This is a genomic window from Actinoplanes sp. NPDC019969 (assembly GCF_055562375.1).
The window spans coordinates 197298-212962 of the sequence record NZ_JBVHFK010000004.1 but is presented as its reverse complement, the minus strand read 5'-3'; the positions used below and the strand labels follow the sequence as shown (position 1 = coordinate 212962).

Here is a 15665-nt window from a genome sequence, read left to right as displayed (position 1 = left end):
GTGGTTGCCTGCGAGGAGCAACCCCTCCACAAGCCTTTCGGTACGCCCGGAGCAGCCGATCGCTGTCACTTCCGGGCCACCCGGGCCGGCCACCCGGGCCGGCCCGGAACGGTGTCAGCCGGGGTAGTGGCGCGGGGTGAAGACGGCGGTGCTGCCGTCGCCGCGCGGAACCGCCCGGGTCTGCGACGAGCCGATGATCAGCAGGCAGCGCATGTCCACGGTGGCCGGGTCGAGGCCGGCGAGAGTGGTGATCCGTACGCTCTCGGTGGGGCCGCCGACGTCCCGGCCCACCACCACCGGGGTGTCCGGGCCGCGATGGCCGCGCAGCACCTCCAGCGCCCGGACCAGCTGTTCCCGGCGGGTCTTCGAAGCCGGGTTGTAGAGGGCGATCACCAGGTCGGCCGACGCGGCCGCCGTCAGCCGGGTCTCGATCACCGGCCACGGTTTGAGCCGGTCCGACAGCGACAGGATGCAGAAGTCGTGGCCGAGCGGCGCGCCCGCCCGGCTCGCCACCGCCTGCGCCGCCGTCAGCCCGGGGACGATCCGGACCGGCACGTCGCGCCACTGCGGGTCCTCGGCGGTCTCCAACACCGCCGCGGCCATCGCGAAGACCCCCGGGTCACCGGACGACACCACCGCCACCCGGCGACCCCGTTTCGCCAGGTCCAGCGCGAACGCCGCACGTTCCGCCTCGACCCGGTTGTCCGACGGGTGCCGGCGCTGCCGCGGGTTCGGCGGAACCCGGTCCACATAGGGCCCGTAGCCGATCACGTCGTCCGCGCCGGCCAGCGCCTCCTGCGCCTCGGGGGTCAGCCAGTTCCGCGCGCCCGGGCCCAGCCCGACGACGGTCACCCCGCCGATCCCGGCCCGTACGCCGTGATCCGCGCTCTCCTGGCCGGCCTGCTCGCCGCGGTCCGTGGCGCCGGCGCCCGCGGTGCGGGCGTCGGCGAACGCCGTGGCGGCCGGGCTCGGGAGCAGGGCCAGGGAGAAGTACGGCACGGTCGCCGGATCGACGTCACGCAGCGGGCCGGAGCGTTCCCTGTCGGTGGTGGCGCGTTCGACGTACCAGGCGTCGTCGAGCCGGCCGGCCTCCTCGAGAGCCTCCCGGACGCCCTCGAAGGTGCGGCCCAGCTTCATCACGGCAGCCGAGTCGGTGGCCGCCAGCCGGGCGGCCAGGTCCTTCGGCTCCAGGGTGCCGGGGAGGACGGTGAGAACCTCGTCGCGTTCCATCAGCGGCCGGCCGAGCACCGCCGACGCCGCGCTGACCGAGGTGACACCGGGGACGACAGTGGCCTCGTACCGGTCGGCGAGCCGCTTGTGCATGTGCATGTAGGACCCGTAGAACAGCGGGTCGCCCTCGGCGAGCAGCACCACGTCCCGCCCGGCGTCCAGATGCGCCGCGAGCCGCTCCGCCGCCTCGGTGTAGAACTCGTCGATCGCCCCCTGATATCCGCCCGGGTGATCGGTCGTCTCCGTCGTCACCGGGTAGACCAGGGCCTCCTCGATCTGCCCGGGCCGCAGGTAACCGGCGGCGATCGCCCGCGCGTTGCTGCGCCCGTGCCGCGCCGAGTGGTACGCGATCACGTCGGCCGCGCCGATCAGCCGCGCCGCCTTGACCGTCACCAGCTCGGGATCCCCGGGGCCCAGCCCGACCCCGAACAGTCGTCCGGTCCTCGAGCCCGCGCCGGTGTCGTTACGGGGTGCGTCGTTCGTCATGTTTCTTCCGTTCCGGCCTATTCCGCTTCCGAGGCGAGCGCGTTCACCGCGGCCGCTGTGATGGCACTGCCGCCCCGGCGGCCCCGCACGATCAGGTACTCCAGGCCGGACTCCGCCAAGGCTTCCTTGGACTCGGCCGCGCCGATGAACCCCACCGGGATCCCGAGCACCGCCGCCGGTCGCGGCGCACCGGCCGCGACCATCTCCAGCAGCCGGAACAGGGCCGTCGGCGCGTTCCCGATCGCCACCACCGCGCCGCCGAGCCGGTCTCCCCACAGGTCCAGGGCGGCCGCGCTGCGGGTGTTCCCGATCTCCGCCGCCAGCGCCGGAACCGCCGGATCCCGCAGCGTGCACAGCACCTCGTTGGCGGCGGGCAGCCGGGTCCGCGTCACCCCCGACGCGACCATCTCGGCGTCGCAGAGGATCGGCGCCCCACCGAGCAGCGCCTTACGCGCCGCCGTGACCACTCCCGGACTGAACCGGACATCCTCCACCAGATCCACCATCCCGCAGGCGTGGATCATCCGCACCACCACCCGCGACACGTCCTCCGGCAGCCCCGACAGATCCGCCTCGGCCCGGATCGTGGCGAACGACCGCCGATAGATCTCCGCGCCGTCGCGCACGTACTCCATATCCTCAGGGCCTCCTAGCCACAGCCACCACGTCCGCCAGCATCCGCGTCCCCGCCTCCCACACCGACGGCCCACCCGTCCCGTTTCCGGTGCGGTTCCCGTTTCTGGCCTGGGTCTCGTTCCCGTTTCCGGCCTCGGACCGGCTCCTGCTCCCGCCGCCGGTGTGGGGGAAACGGGTGATCCGGTAGCCCTCGGGGGTGGCCTCCGCGCGGACGTGCCGACCGGCAGGGCTGCCACAGGCGCGGTCACAGCCGACCCAGTGGACCGGGAGGCCGTCGACGAACCGGGCCGCGGCGGCGGCGTCCGCACGCACGTCGGCCAGGGATTTCGCGCAGCCGGGCCGGCCGGCGCAGGCGGTCACCCCGGTCCACGGCGAACCAGGCGTCACGGCGAGATCGATTTCGGTCAGGCGGGCCGCCCAGGCCACGGCCGCCTGCGGCGGCAGATCAGGCACGACCACTCCGCGCCAAGGCGTCACCACCAGGCGTTCCGCCTGTTCCAAGACCCTGAGTCGTACGCCATCGAGCCGTCCCAACGGCACCAGCGCCGCAACCGCGGTCAGCCCGTCGTCCTGCCGCAGCGGCCCGATCAGGTCAGCAGGCTCCGGCGCGCTGACCGGCGCCGCGGCTTCCACCGGAGCCGTCGTCAAGCCGAGTGCCGCCACCACCCGCGCCGAGACCCGGGCCGGGCCGTCGGTCAACTCCCGCAGCCGCCAGGCCGCCGGCCCGTCGTGACGCTGCGCCTCTCGCTCCGCCAGGAACGCGTGTGCGGCCGCGATGAGCACCGGCACGACCCGCTCGAACGTCACCCGGACCCCGGTGTCGTGCCCCGCGAACCTGATCGCGAACGCTGCGTTGCCGGCCCGCTCATCGCCGAGCCCCACCGGGGCCGGCGCGTGGGAGGAGGCGGCGGCCGAGGGAATGCCAAGCAGGTGGGGAATGAGCGGGATGGCGGCCACGTCGGAGGCGAGCGGCACGTGGCCGATCGCGAAGAGGAACTTGCCGGGAAGGTGCGGGAGGCCGGGATCGTCCTGGATGGCCAGGTCCAGCTCGCTCACGAGGGTGCGGAGCGACGGTCCGAGCAGAGGCGGGGCGGCGATGTTCCGTACATTGTCGTGAGTCGGGGAAGGCAGCAGCCCGGCCTCGCGCAAGCGGGCCGCCACAGCCGGAGCGTCGCCTGCCCGCAAGGCTCTGATCTGGAGATTCGCCCGGGAGGTCAGCTCCAGATGGCCGTCCCCGAACTCCTCGGCAAGCTCCCGCAGCGACCGCAGCTGAGCCCCGGACAGCATCCCGCCGGGCAGCCGCACCCGGGCCAGCATGCCGTCGGCCGCGGCGTGCAGCCGCAGCGCGCCGGGGCAGGCGTCCGTGTCGGAGGATCGGCGGGCAGACATGGCCCGGATACTACGGCGACCCCCCGACACGGATTCACCTTCGGGTCGGGAGCGTCACAGCGGGCCTCCCGCCTTGACGGCGGATACCGGGGTTCGGAAAGGTTATGGGTCCACGAGCGGCGACGCCGCGGAGGAAGCCGGTGTGAGACCGGCGCGGTCCCGCCACTGTGACCAGGGATGTTCCCTGGGAGCCAGGAACTCCGGTCGCTGTGACATCCGACTACCCGGGGCGCGGACCCCGAGGGGAGTGCGCGTGTTCCTGCTGCTGTCGACGTCCGACACCGACCTGCTCAGCGCCCGGGCCAGCGGTTCGGCCTGGCGCCTGGCCAACCCGGCGCGGACCGGCGTCGCCGATCTTCCGGCTCTCCTCGACGGGGTCGACCTTGTCGTGGTGCGGATCCTCGGGGGCCGCCGGGCCTGGGAGGAGGGCCTGGACACGCTGCTCGCGGGCAGTGTGCCGGTGGTGGTGCTCGGTGGCGAGCAGGCGCCGGACGCGGAGCTGATGAAGCTCTCCACGGTTCCGGCGGGTGTGGCCGCGGACGCGCACACCTACCTGGCCCAGGGCGGCGCGGAGAACCTGGCGTCGCTGCACGACTTCCTCTCCGACACGGTGCTGCTGACCGGCAACGGGTTCGCCCCGGCGGTGGAGGCGCCGCAGTGGGGCATCCTGCCGCGCGACCCGGGCGTGACGGGCCCGGCGACCGTCGCGGTGCTCTACTACCGCGCGCACCACATGGCCGGGAACACCGCGTTCGTCGAGGCGCTGTGCCAGGCGATCGAGGCGAAGGGCGCACGGCCGCTGCCGATCTACACGGCGTCGCTGCGGACCGCCTCCCCGGAGCTGCTGGCCGAGCTGCGCAAGGCGGACGCCCTGGTGGTGACGGTGCTGGCGGCGGGCGGCACCAAACCGGCCACGGTGAGCGCCGGCGGCGACGACGAGGCGTGGGACGTCGGGGTGCTCGCCGACCTGGACGTGCCGATCCTGCAGGGGCTGTGCCTGACCAGCTCGCGGGCGGCGTGGGAGGCCAGCGACGACGGTCTGACCCCGCTCGACGCGGCGACGCAGGTGGCGATCCCGGAGTTCGACGGCCGGATCATCACGGTGCCGTTCTCGTTCAAGGAGATCGACCCGGACGGGCTGTCGGTCTACGTGGCCGACCCGGAGCGGGCGCTGCGGGTGGCCGGGATCGCTGTCGCGCACGCCCGCCTGCGGCACGTCCCGCCGGCCGAGCGGAAGATCGCGCTGATGCTGTCGGCCTACCCGACGAAGCATTCGCGGATCGGTAACGCGGTCGGGCTGGACACTCCGGCGTCCACGGTTGCGCTTCTGGCAGCACTTCGCGATAAAGGCTACAAAGTCGGAAATTTCGCGGAGTACGACGGTGACGGCCTGATCCATACGCTGATCGCGGCCGGTGGACAGGACCCGGACTGGCTGACCGAGGAGCAGTTGTCCGGAAATCCCGTGAGAATTCCGGCATCCCGCTACCGGGAGTGGTTCGACAAGCTTCCCGCCGACTTCCGGGAGGGCGTCGAGCGGCACTGGGGCACGGCGCCGGGCGAGCTCTACGTGGACGGCGACGACATCGTGCTGGCCGCGCTCCGCGACGAGAACATCGTGGTGATGGTGCAGCCGCCGCGCGGTTTCGGCGCCAACCCGGTGGCGATCTACCACGACCCCGACCTGCCGCCGAGCCACCACTACCTGGCCGCGTACCGCTGGCTCGCCGACGAGTTCGGCGCGCACGCCGTCGTGCACGTCGGCAAGCACGGCAACCTGGAGTGGCTGCCCGGCAAGAACGTGGGCATGTCCGCCTCGGACGGCACCGACGCGGCCCTCGGCGACCTGCCGCTGATCTACCCGTTCCTGGTCAACGACCCGGGCGAGGGCACCCAGGCCAAGCGCCGCGCGCACGCCACCCTGGTCGACCACCTGATCCCGCCGATGGCACGCGCCGAGTCGTACGGCGACATCGCCCGCCTGGAGCAGCTGCTCGACGAGCACGCCAACATCGCGGCGCTGGACCCGGCGAAGCTGCCGGCGATCCGGGCGCAGATCTGGACCCTGATCCAGGCCGCCAAGATGGACCACGACCTGGGCCAGCAGAACCGGCCGGACGACGAAGAGTTCGACGACTTCATCATGCACATCGACGGATGGCTGTGTGAGGTCAAGGACGTGCAGATCCGCGACGGGCTGCACGTGCTCGGGGCGGCCCCGCGGGGCGAGGCCCGGATCAACCTGGTCCTCGCCATGCTGCGGGCGCGGCAGATGTGGGCGGGGAAGGTGGCCGCGCTGCCGGGTCTGCGGGAGGCGCTGGGCCTGCCCGAGGACGCTTCCACGGCGGCGACGGACGCGGTGGAGGCGCAGGCCCGCGCGCTGGTGACCGCTATGGAGGAGGCGGGCTGGCCGACCGGCGTCACCCCCGATTTCGTGACCGCGGCGCTGGCCGGCCTCCCGGAAGAAGAGTCGGGTGCGGCAGGGAGAGATGCCGAGGCGGTGGTTCGGGTGCTCGAATTCGCCGCGACCGAGGTCGTGCCCCGGCTCGCGAAGACGACCGACGAGCTGACCCACGTGCTGCACGCCCTGGACGGCGGCTACGTGCCGGCCGGGCCCAGCGGATCACCCCTGCGCGGCCTGATCAACGTGCTGCCGACCGGCCGCAACTTCTACTCCGTCGACCCCAAGGCGATCCCCAGCCAGCTCGCCTGGGAGACCGGCCAGGCGATGGCCGACTCGCTGCTCAACCGGTACCGCGCTGACTACGGCGACTGGCCGAAATCGGTCGGCCTGTCCGCCTGGGGCACCAGTGCGATGCGGACCGCCGGCGACGACATCGCCGAGATCCTGGCGCTGATCGGCGTGCGGCCGATCTGGGACCCGGCGTCGCGACGGGTCACCGGTCTGGAGCCGATCCCGGCGGCGGAGTTGGGCCGCCCGCGGATCGACGTGACGGTCCGCATCTCCGGGTTCTTCCGGGACGCGTTCCCGCACGTGGTGGCGATGCTCGACGACGCCTTCCGGATGGTCGCCGAGCTGGACGAGCCGGACAACTACGTGCGCGAGCACGCGCTGCGCGACCAGGGCGGGCACGGCGACTGGCGGCGGGCCACCACGCGGATCTTCGGGTCCCGGCCGGGGGCGTACGGGGCCGGCATCCTGCCGCTGATCGACAGCCGGAACTGGCGCGACGACGCGGACCTGGCCGAGGTGTACGCGGTGTGGGGCGGCTTCGCCTACGGACGGGACCTGGACGGCGTGCCGGCCCGCGAGGACATGGAGAACGCGTACCGGCGCATCGACGTCGCCGCGAAGAACATCGACACCCGCGAGCACGACATCGCCGACTCCGACGACTACTTCCAGTACCACGGCGGCATGATCGCCACGGTGCGCGCGCTGACCGGGCGCGCGCCGGCGGCGTACATCGGCGATTCCACCAACCCGGACCAGGCGCGGACCCGCAGCCTGACCGAGGAGACCGCACGCATCTTCCGGGCCCGGGTGGTGAACCCGCGCTGGATCGCCGCGATGCGCCGGCACGGCTACAAGGGCGCCTTCGAGCTGGCCGCCACCGTCGACTACCTCTTCGGGTACGACGCGACGGCCGGTGTCGTCACCGACTGGATGTACGAGCAACTCGCCGCGAGTTACGTGCTCGACGACGAGAATCAGAAGTTCATGCGCCAGTCCAACCCGTGGGCGCTGCACGGCATCACCGAGCGTCTCCTCGAGGCCGCCGACCGTAATCTGTGGGAGCAGCCCGACCCGGCGACCCTGGACGCGCTGCGGCAGCTCTACCTGGAGACCGAGGGCGACCTGGAGGACAGTCAGTGATCATCAGGCGGGAGACGGCGGAGGACGTGCCGGGCATCCGGGCGGTGACCCTCGCGGCCTTCGGCCAGCCGGTCGAGGCCGGGCTGGTCGATGCGCTGCGCGCCGACCAGGGCTGGCTGCCCGCCCTCTCGCTGGTCGCCGTGGACGCCGGCGAGGTGACCGGGCACGTACTGTGCACCCGCGGTCACGTCGGCCGGGCGCCGGCTCTCGGGCTGGGCCCGCTCAGCGTCCGGCCGGATCACCAGAAGCGCGGGGTCGGCGCGGCGCTGATGCACGCGGTGCTGGGCGCCGCCGATGCCCTGGACGAGCCGCTGGTGGTGCTGCTCGGCGACCCGGCGTACTACCGGCGGTTCGGGTTCCGGCTCGCCGCCGAGCACGGCATCGAGCCGCCGGTGCCGCAGTGGGCGCCGCACTTCCAGGCCCGTCCGCTCACGGCGTACCACGCCGGGTTGCGCGGCGAGTTCAGTTACGCCACACCCTTCAACGACCTCTGAAACCGGCGTGTGTAGTTCGGGTGCGCATAGCGGCCGAACTACACACGCGGGGTTTTGCGGCGCAGCAGGTACGTGTCCATGATCCAGCCGTGGTGTTCCCGGGCTTCGGTCCGGGTTGCCACGATCTCGTCGGCCACCTCGGCGACCGGCCCGGAGGCGAGCAGCTCGTCCGGCGTGCTGACATAGGCGCCCCAGTAGATGTGCGCCTCCGGGTGCTTCGTGAAGGCGTGCTGCGCGTCGAGCATCACGACCACGTCGTCGACACCCTCCGGCCAGCCCTCGGCGAGCCGCCGCCCGGTGGTGACCTGGAACGGCTGCCCCACCCGGTTCAGCCCGATCCGGTGCTTGGCGGCGAGCGCGGAGACGCTGCTGATCCCGGGGATCACCTCGAACGCGAAGTCGATCGCCCCGCGCTCCAGGATCTCCTCCAGGATCGCGATGGTCGAGTCGTAGAGCGACGGGTCGCCCCACACCAGGATCGAGCCGATCTCCTCGTCGTGCAGGTGCTCGATGATCAGCTCCTCCAGCACCAGGGACCGGCGGTGCCGCCAGTCGGCGATGGTGCCGGTGTAGTCGGCGGGGGTGCGGTCCCGGTCCGGGTCGCGGCCCTCGACGATCCGCTTGTGCGGGTGCCCGTAGTTCTTGATCAGCCGTTCCCGCAGCTCGACCAGGCTCGCCTTGGCCTCACCCTTGTCCAGCAGGAAGAACACGTTGGTCCGGCCGATCGCCTTGGCCGCCTGCAGGGTGAGATGGTCCGGGTCGCCCGCGCCGATACCGACTACATAGATCTTCCGCACACCGAGAAGTCTGCCTCAGCCCGCGTCCGGCGTTTCCCCCGGGAGCAGTCGGCGCGGGTAGGGCTGGGCATACCCGCGGTACGGGAGTCTGCCGTAGTGCCCCGGCGGGAACGCGCTGCTGTACTCGACCCGTGCGATCCTCTCCCACGAACACCATGACGGGCGCCCTCCGCCGAGGCCCGGGCCGACTGGGCTCGCGACCCGTGATCGGGTTGCTTCTGGCCGCCGGCGCGGCGCTGGTGGCGGCATTCATCGTCGCCCCGGCTGCCATCCTCGACGGGCCGTTCCGCGACCACGCCGCACTGCGGGACGCGGTCGGCCGGGGCCTCGTCGAGTACTGGCGGGACGGCGGGCCCGGATTCCCGGAACTCCTCACGGCACTCGTCGACCACTGGTTCCGATGGCATGCGATCAAAGTGGTGATCAGCGCGTCGATGATCGCGGTGTTCGCCCTGCTCGCCGTCGCGCTGTGGCGGAGATATCGGTACGGCCCGGCCGGGTACGCGGTGGCTGCCGTCGGCGCGACCGTCTTCACCGTCGTCGCGACGGGACTGCTGGTCCTGAACGTTCAGGCGACTGCGGTGCCGCTCGTCGCGTTACTGCCGCTGGTGCCGGGCGCGCGGGCCGGCAGCGAACTCGGCCGTACCCTCCACGAGATGCGCGACGGGCTCACCGCGGCGACCGGCCCGCACGCCGGGTCACCGGCCCTGACGGTGCTTCTCGGTGAAGTCGGGCGCTACCACTGGATCATGGTCGCGATGGCGGCCACGCTGATGGCGGCGACCGGGGCGGCGAGCGTGTTCCTGTGGAGGCGGCGAGCCGCCGGTGACTCCCGAGTCGGTTTCCTGCGCCGGACCCTGAGCGTCGTCACGGCTCTCACCACGGGCCTGTTCCTGCTCGTGGTCGCGGTCAGTGTGATCTCGGCCCTTCAGCCCGCCGAGACGCTACGCGCCGTCATGGGCGCCGGGTGACCTTCCACCGGGGCGCGGGCGCTTGCCGGCGGCGCAGCTGATTCCCGGCGGGGCGGGCATTCCCCCGGCTCGGGCGAGTGCGGAGAACCGAGGGCCGCCGGGGAGAACGGTCAGTCGGGAAGCAGGGGAACCGAGGAGTGCAGGTCCCGGCCGATCATCGCGGCCCGCCGCAACGCAGCCGCGCCGAACCGATCTCGCACCCGGTCCATCGCAGCGTCCAGCCCGTCGGCACGGCCCGCGACGTCCAGGGCGCCGGCTCGCGCTGACGTCTGGCGGCTGCCGGTGTGGGTCGTCGTCTCGCGGTTGCCGGTGTCGGCTGCCGGCTGCCGGCGGCCGGCTCGGGCCGCCGTCTCCCGCCCACCGGCATCGGCTGCCGTCTCGATGATGCCGATGCCGGACGGCTCGAACGGAAGCTCCAGCTGGACCGCGCCCACACCGTCGAGGTTGCTCACCGCCACCCCGACCAGGGTCAGCCCGCGCGCCGTGATCAGCGGCCAGGCCTCCCGCAGCAGTTCGACGGCGGTCCGCGAGACCGTATCGGTCCGCATGGTCGGCTCGAGCAGGCTCCGCGAGCGGGTGGCCCGGCTGAAGTCGGCGAACCGCAGCCGCACCGTGACCGTGCGCCCGGCCCGGTCCGCGCGCCGCATCCGGTGGGTGACGCGGTCGACGAGGGCGCCGAGCACGGCCTCCACCTCGCTGCGGGACCGGCCGGCGGAACGGCCCAGCGCGCACTGCGCCCCCATCGACCCGCGCCGCCTGCCGGTCTGCACCCGGCGTGGGTCGTGGTTGTGGGCGAGCGCGTGCAGATGCCGGCCCGCGTTGCCGCCGAGCAGGGCGATCAGCGCGGCCTCGCCGATCCGGGCGACGTGCCCGACCGTGTGGATCTGCCGTTCACGCAGCTTGGCGGCGGTGACCGGGCCGACGCCCCACAGTTTCTCCACCGGCAGCGGGTGCAGGAACGCCAGTTCGCCGCCGGGCGGCACGACCAGCAGCCCGTCCGGTTTGCCGGCGCCGCTGGCCACCTTGGCCAGGAACTTGGTGGGCGCCACCCCGACGGTGATCGGCAGCCCGGTCCGCTCGCGCACCTCGGCCCGCAGCCGCCGGGCGATCCGCTCGGGGGAGCCGCTGATCCGGCGGAGCCCGTCCACGTCGAGGAACGCCTCGTCGATGGAGAGCGGCTCGACGATAGGCGTGATGTCGTGGAACACGTCGAAGACGGCCCGGCTGGCCGCGGTGTAGGCCCGCATCCGGGGAGGCACCACGATCGCCTGCGGGCACAGCGCCCGGGCCCGGGACAGGCTCATCGGGGTCCGCACCCCGAATGCCTTCGCCTCGTACGACGCGGCGAGCACCACCCCGCCGCCGACCAGGACCGGCCGGCCGCGCAGCGCGGGATCGTCGCGCTGCTCGACCGACGCGTAGAAGGAGTCCAGGTCAGCGTGCAGGATCACGGTGCCACCCTAGTACACGTGTTCTAAAGCGGCGACCGTCACAACCGGGACAGGAATCCTGCCCACCTCGTTCCGGTTTCCCGACTTGAGTCACCCACGCTCAAGTATCTGAGGAGCCACCCATGTTGCTCACCACCCCGACCATGCGCGATCTGGAGCGTCTCACCGCCCGGGTCCTCGAGACCTCGGCCCGCGACGCCGGGGCCCGCCTGGACGCCTACCGTGAGGGCGGGACCTTCTACATCGACATCGACCTGCCCGGTGTCGACCCCGCCTCGATCGACGTCACGATCGACGGCAAGGTGCTGACCGTTCGGGCCGAGCGCCGCCGGACCGCCTCGGAGGACCGCCGCATGGTGATCGCCGAGCGCCCGACGGGCGCCGTCGCCCGGCAGATCCGCCTCTCCGAGCGGCTCGACACCGACCGCCTGGAGGCGCGCTACGACGACGGCGTCCTCACCCTGAGCATCCCGATCCTGGAGCGGACCGCCCGCCGGATCGAGCTCAGTGGCCGAACCGCAACCAGTTGATGTTCATCAGCTCGGTGCCGTCCGCCGAGCTGAACGTGAGGAACACGGTGTGCACCCCGGTCACCGGCTTCAGCACCGCGGTGGTGGTGCCCCAGGACTGCCAGCCGCCGCTGTTGCTGACCGAGATCTCACCGACCGGCGGGCTGTCGCGGCTGTCCAGCCGGATCTGCAACCGGCCGGACGCCGAGGAGCCGGAGGCCACCCGGATCGCGGCCCGGGTGGCCGGCACCTCGCCGAAGTCGAAATTGTCGAACCGCAGGTGGTCGTCCCGGTTGATCCAGGCCGCGTTCCGGCCGCCGCCCTCGTCGGACGTGTCCTCGGTCTCCACCCCGGCCAGCTCGGTCGCCGACTCGGCCTGCAGCACGGCGTACGCGATCGGGGTGGGTTTCGGGCTCGCCGTGGTCGTCACGGGCGCGGCGGAGACCGTGGGGGAGGCCGGGGCGGTGACCACCACCGGCGGCGCCTGGGCGGCGGGCGTGTCCTGCCAGCGGCCGAGAAGGTAACCCAGCAGCAGAAGACCGCCGCCGCCGAGCGCGGTGAGCACTCGGCGGCGGGTCTGCCACGATGTGGTGCGATAGACGGTCGGAGATTCCTGATCCACCCGGACAGGGTAGATCAGTTGGTGACCGCCACGATCGACTCCGCCGGAGGCTCCGCGAAGTGGCAGGCGGTGTGCAGGGTCGGCGCGGTGTCGAGCAGCGCCGGGTCCTGGGTGGCGCAGATGTCCTGCGCCTTCCAGCAACGGGTGCGGAAACGGCAGCCGGACGGCGGGTCGACCGGGCTGGGCACGTCGCCGGTCAGGCGGATCCGGGTCTTCGGCGGCACGCCGCGCACCACGCCGATGTCCGGCACGGCGGAGAGAAGAGCTTGGGTGTACGGGTGATGCGGCTGCTCGTAGAGCGTGTCCCGGCCACCCTCCTCGACGACCCGGCCCAGGTACATGACGGCGACCCGGTCACAGAAGTGCCGGACCACGCCGAGGTCGTGGGCGATGAACACGAAGGCGATGCCCAGCTCCGACCGCAGGTTCTCCAGCAGGTTCATCACCTGCGCCTGGATCGACACGTCGAGGGCGGAGACCGGCTCGTCGGCGACGATCACCTTGGGCCGGGCGGCGAGCGCGCGGGCGATGCCGATGCGCTGCCGCTGGCCGCCGGAGAACTCGTGCGGGTACCGGTTGTAGTGCTCCGGGTTGAGGCCGACCATCTCCAGGAGCTCCTGGACCCGCTTCAGCTCGCCGGACTTGGGCACCATGTCGTGGGTGCGCAGCGCGGTGCCGATGATGGTGCCGACGGTGTGCCGCGGGTTGAGTGACGAGTACGGGTCCTGGAAGATCAGCTGGATCTCCCGGCGGTACGGCCGGAGCTGCCGTTCCTTCATGTGGGCGATGTCCACGCCCTGGAACCGGATCTGGCCACCGGTCGGCTCGAGGAGCCTGGTGATCAGCCGCGCCGTGGTCGACTTGCCGCAGCCGGACTCGCCGACCAGGCCCAGCGTCTCACCCTGCTGCAGGCTGAAGCTCACCCCGTCCACCGCCTGGACCTTCTTGGCCCCGCGGGACAGCAGCCCGTCGCCCTTGATCTGGAAGTGCATCTTGACGTCGTCGAGTTCGAGCAGCGGTGCGCCGTCGACCTTTCGCACGCCCTTGACGGAAGCGGTCATCGTCGTGGTTCCTTACGGCAGCCGGGGCAGGACTTCGGTCTCGAACACCCGGTCGGGGTCCTTGAGGTGGCAACGCGAGGCGCGGCTGGTGTCCGCGGTCCGGGGGATCAGCTCCGGGCGCAGCGTGCGGCACATGTCGCCGGGCACCCGCTCCCGGAACTCGCAGCGCGGGTTGAAGGCGCAGCCGCTCGGCATGGCCAGCAGGCTCGGCGGCGAGCCGGGGATCGGGTGCAGCGGCCCGGGCGTGCCGGAGACAGCCGGGATGCTCTCCAGCAGGCCCCAGGCGTACGGGTGCAGCGGCGTCCCGAGGATCTTCTCGACCGAGCCGTGCTCCACCGCGTTGCCGGCGTACATCACCAGGATGTCGTCGGCGATCTCGGCCACCACGCCGAGGTCGTGGGTGATGAAGACGACCGCCGAGCCGAAGTCGCGCTGCAGGTCCGCGATCAGGTCCAGGATCTGCGCCTGCACCGTCACGTCGAGAGCCGTCGTCGGCTCGTCGGCGATCAGCAGCTTCGGGTCGTTGACCAGCGCCATCGCGATCATCGCGCGCTGGCGCATGCCGCCGGAGAACTCGTGCGGGAACTGGTCGACCCGGCGCTGCGGGTTCGGGATGCCGACCCGGTCGAGCATCTCGATCGCCCGGGTCTTGGCCGCCTTCTTGGAGACCTTGTTGTGCTGCCGGTACGACTCCATGATCTGGTCGCCGACGGTGAAGTACGGGTGCAGCGACGACTGCGGGTCCTGGAAGATCATCGCGGCCTCGGCGCCCCGGACCGTGTTCAGCTCCTGCTCGCTCATCCCGATGATCTCGCGACCACCGATCTTGATGGAGCCGGACATGAACGTGCTCTTCCGGTCGTGCAGGCCCATCACGGCCATGCTGGAGACGCTCTTGCCGGAGCCGGACTCGCCGACGATCGCGAGCGTGCGGCCCAGCGGCAGCGAGTACGTCAGACCGTCGACCGCCTGCACGACGCCGTCGGCGGTGGGGAACCGGACCTGGAGGTCGGTGACCTCGAGGTACGCCTCCTCGCCGGGCACGCGCGGGCGCCGGCCCCGGAAATCGGTCTGCGCTTCCTGAGTGGTCTGATCCATGTCGCCGCCTTGCGTGACGCGGGAGCCGGGCGCGGTCACGCGAGCCGGACCCGTGGGTCGAGGAACGTGTAGAGGATGTCGATCAGCAGGTTCATCAGAACCAGGACGGTCGAGCCGACCAGGACGCTGCCGAGCAGCACCGGCAGGTCGTAGGTGTTGAACGCGTTCAGGGTCAGCCGGCCGAGGCCCGGCAGGCCGAAGATGCTCTCGGTGAAGAGGGTGTTGGTCAGCTGGTACGCGATGTCGAGACCGACGATCGTGACCACGGGGGTGAGCCCGGCGCGCACGCCGTGGCGGTACACCACGCGGCGCTCACTGATGCCCTTGGAACGGGCCGTCCGGACGTAGTCCTGGCCCAGCGACTCGATCATCGAGGCCCGGGAGTACCGGGTGTACGACGCGGCGTTGGTCAGGCCGAGCGTGATCCATGCGGCGACCAGACCGGCGGCCCAGGCCAGCGGATTCTCCAGTAACGGCACATACTGCGCGGCGGGCAGCACCACGTTCGTCGCGTAGAGGGCGACGAGCAGGACCACGATGAAGTACGGCACCGAGTTGATGGTGAGGCTGGAGCCGACAGCGACCCGGTCCAGCGTCGTCCCGCGATGCCGGGCCGCCAGGGTGCCGACGAGCACACCGACGGAGAAGTAGACCACCGCGCCGCCGAGCACGATGGAGAGGGTGACCGGCAGGGCGTCGGCGATCAGCTCGGTGACCGGCCGGCCCAGGGCGAAGGAGTAACCGAGGCAGGGCGCGTCGCACTCGCGGACCGTGCCGCCGATCTCGTACTCCCGGCCGACGACGATGCCCTTGAGGTAGACCCCGATCTGCTGAAGAGCCGGATCCTCCAGGTGCAGGGCCGCGCTGATGTCAGCGGCCCGGTCGGGGGTGCACTTCGGCCCGCAGATGGTGCCGACCGGGTCGGTCGGCGCCAGGAGGAAGAGCGCGTAGCTGGCGACCAGCGTGGCGAAGATTACCGAGATCGCACTCGCCGCGCGTCGCAGGAAGTACAACAGCACCGCAAACTCCTCGTCTTACTGTTGCGGATCGATCGAACGTAGGCATTTCGGGCCGATGGCCCGG

Annotated in this window: 13 protein-coding genes and 1 riboswitch; of the genes, 4 read left to right on the top strand and 9 right to left on the bottom strand. The window is 71.9% G+C overall.

Annotated features, from left to right (window positions below; genetic code table 11):
* Positions 1 to 114 precede the first annotated feature (114 nt).
* The 3 genes from ACZ3II_RS14375 to ACZ3II_RS14365 are packed head-to-tail and all read right to left on the bottom strand — an operon-like array spanning position 115 to position 3741.
* Positions 115 to 1716, bottom strand: coding sequence for a precorrin-2 C(20)-methyltransferase (locus ACZ3II_RS14375; protein ID WP_465518091.1), 1602 nt, complete (start codon positions 1714 to 1716; stop codon positions 115 to 117).
* A 17-nt stretch (positions 1717 to 1733) separates the two neighbouring features.
* Entirely contained in the window at positions 1734 to 2351 is a 618-nt protein-coding gene (locus ACZ3II_RS14370; protein WP_465518090.1) for a precorrin-8X methylmutase, read from the bottom strand.
* 4 nt (positions 2352 to 2355) lie between these two features.
* The gene (locus tag ACZ3II_RS14365; RefSeq protein ID WP_465518089.1) at positions 2356 to 3741 is read right to left on the bottom strand and encodes a precorrin-3B synthase; all 1386 of its coding nucleotides are present in this window, start codon (positions 3739 to 3741) and stop codon (positions 2356 to 2358) included.
* A 96-nt stretch (positions 3742 to 3837) separates the two neighbouring features.
* Positions 3838 to 3964: riboswitch (cobalamin riboswitch) on the top strand.
* A 30-nt stretch (positions 3965 to 3994) separates the two neighbouring features.
* On the opposite strand from ACZ3II_RS14365, the gene cobN reads away from it, so the two are divergent.
* Positions 3995 to 7579, top strand: coding sequence for a cobaltochelatase subunit CobN (gene cobN / locus ACZ3II_RS14360; protein WP_465518088.1), 3585 nt, complete (start codon positions 3995 to 3997; stop codon positions 7577 to 7579).
* Positions 7576 to 8073: a GNAT family N-acetyltransferase gene (locus ACZ3II_RS14355; RefSeq protein WP_465518087.1), complete on the top strand. Its 498-nt coding sequence runs from the start codon at positions 7576 to 7578 to the stop codon at positions 8071 to 8073. Before cobN ends, ACZ3II_RS14355 begins: the two co-directional genes overlap by 4 nt.
* Before the next feature lie 38 nt (positions 8074 to 8111).
* On the opposite strand, the gene cobF is transcribed toward ACZ3II_RS14355, so the two are convergent.
* Positions 8112 to 8870: a precorrin-6A synthase (deacetylating) gene (gene cobF / locus ACZ3II_RS14350; protein ID WP_465518086.1), complete on the bottom strand. Its 759-nt coding sequence runs from the start codon at positions 8868 to 8870 to the stop codon at positions 8112 to 8114.
* 203 nt (positions 8871 to 9073) lie between these two features.
* Here cobF and ACZ3II_RS14345 point away from each other — a divergent pair, with 203 nt between their 5' ends.
* Entirely contained in the window at positions 9074 to 9841 is a 768-nt protein-coding gene (locus ACZ3II_RS14345; protein ID WP_465518085.1) for a hypothetical protein, read from the top strand.
* 110 nt (positions 9842 to 9951) lie between these two features.
* On the opposite strand, the gene dinB is transcribed toward ACZ3II_RS14345, so the two are convergent.
* Positions 9952 to 11292, bottom strand: a complete 1341-nt coding sequence (gene dinB, locus ACZ3II_RS14340) for a DNA polymerase IV (protein ID WP_465518084.1) — start codon at positions 11290 to 11292, stop codon at positions 9952 to 9954.
* Positions 11293 to 11414: 122 nt separating this feature from the next.
* Between dinB and ACZ3II_RS14335 the strand changes: the two genes are divergently transcribed.
* A complete protein-coding gene (locus ACZ3II_RS14335; protein WP_465518083.1) occupies positions 11415 to 11822 on the top strand; it encodes an Hsp20/alpha crystallin family protein in 408 nt (135 codons plus the stop codon).
* Here the strand turns inward: ACZ3II_RS14335 and ACZ3II_RS14330 are convergent.
* From ACZ3II_RS14330 to ACZ3II_RS14315, 4 genes are read right to left on the bottom strand one after another with little or no spacing between them, the layout of a single operon-like run.
* A complete protein-coding gene (locus tag ACZ3II_RS14330; protein ID WP_465518082.1) occupies positions 11797 to 12423 on the bottom strand; it encodes a carbohydrate-binding protein in 627 nt (208 codons plus the stop codon). The two genes, ACZ3II_RS14335 and ACZ3II_RS14330, sit on opposite strands and share 26 nt — an antisense overlap.
* A 14-nt stretch (positions 12424 to 12437) precedes the next feature.
* Positions 12438 to 13484 (bottom strand): ABC transporter ATP-binding protein, encoded by a 1047-nt coding sequence (locus tag ACZ3II_RS14325; protein WP_465518081.1) that lies wholly within the window; start codon positions 13482 to 13484, stop codon positions 12438 to 12440.
* Between the two features lie 12 nt (positions 13485 to 13496).
* Positions 13497 to 14582 carry an ABC transporter ATP-binding protein gene (locus ACZ3II_RS14320; protein WP_465518080.1) on the bottom strand — a complete coding sequence of 362 codons (1086 nt, stop codon included), beginning with the start codon at positions 14580 to 14582 and terminating at the stop codon, positions 13497 to 13499.
* A 35-nt stretch (positions 14583 to 14617) separates the two neighbouring features.
* Complete coding sequence (locus tag ACZ3II_RS14315; RefSeq protein ID WP_465518079.1) at positions 14618 to 15601, bottom strand: ABC transporter permease; 984 nt, start codon at positions 15599 to 15601, stop codon at positions 14618 to 14620.
* Between the last annotated feature and the right edge of the window lie 64 nt (positions 15602 to 15665).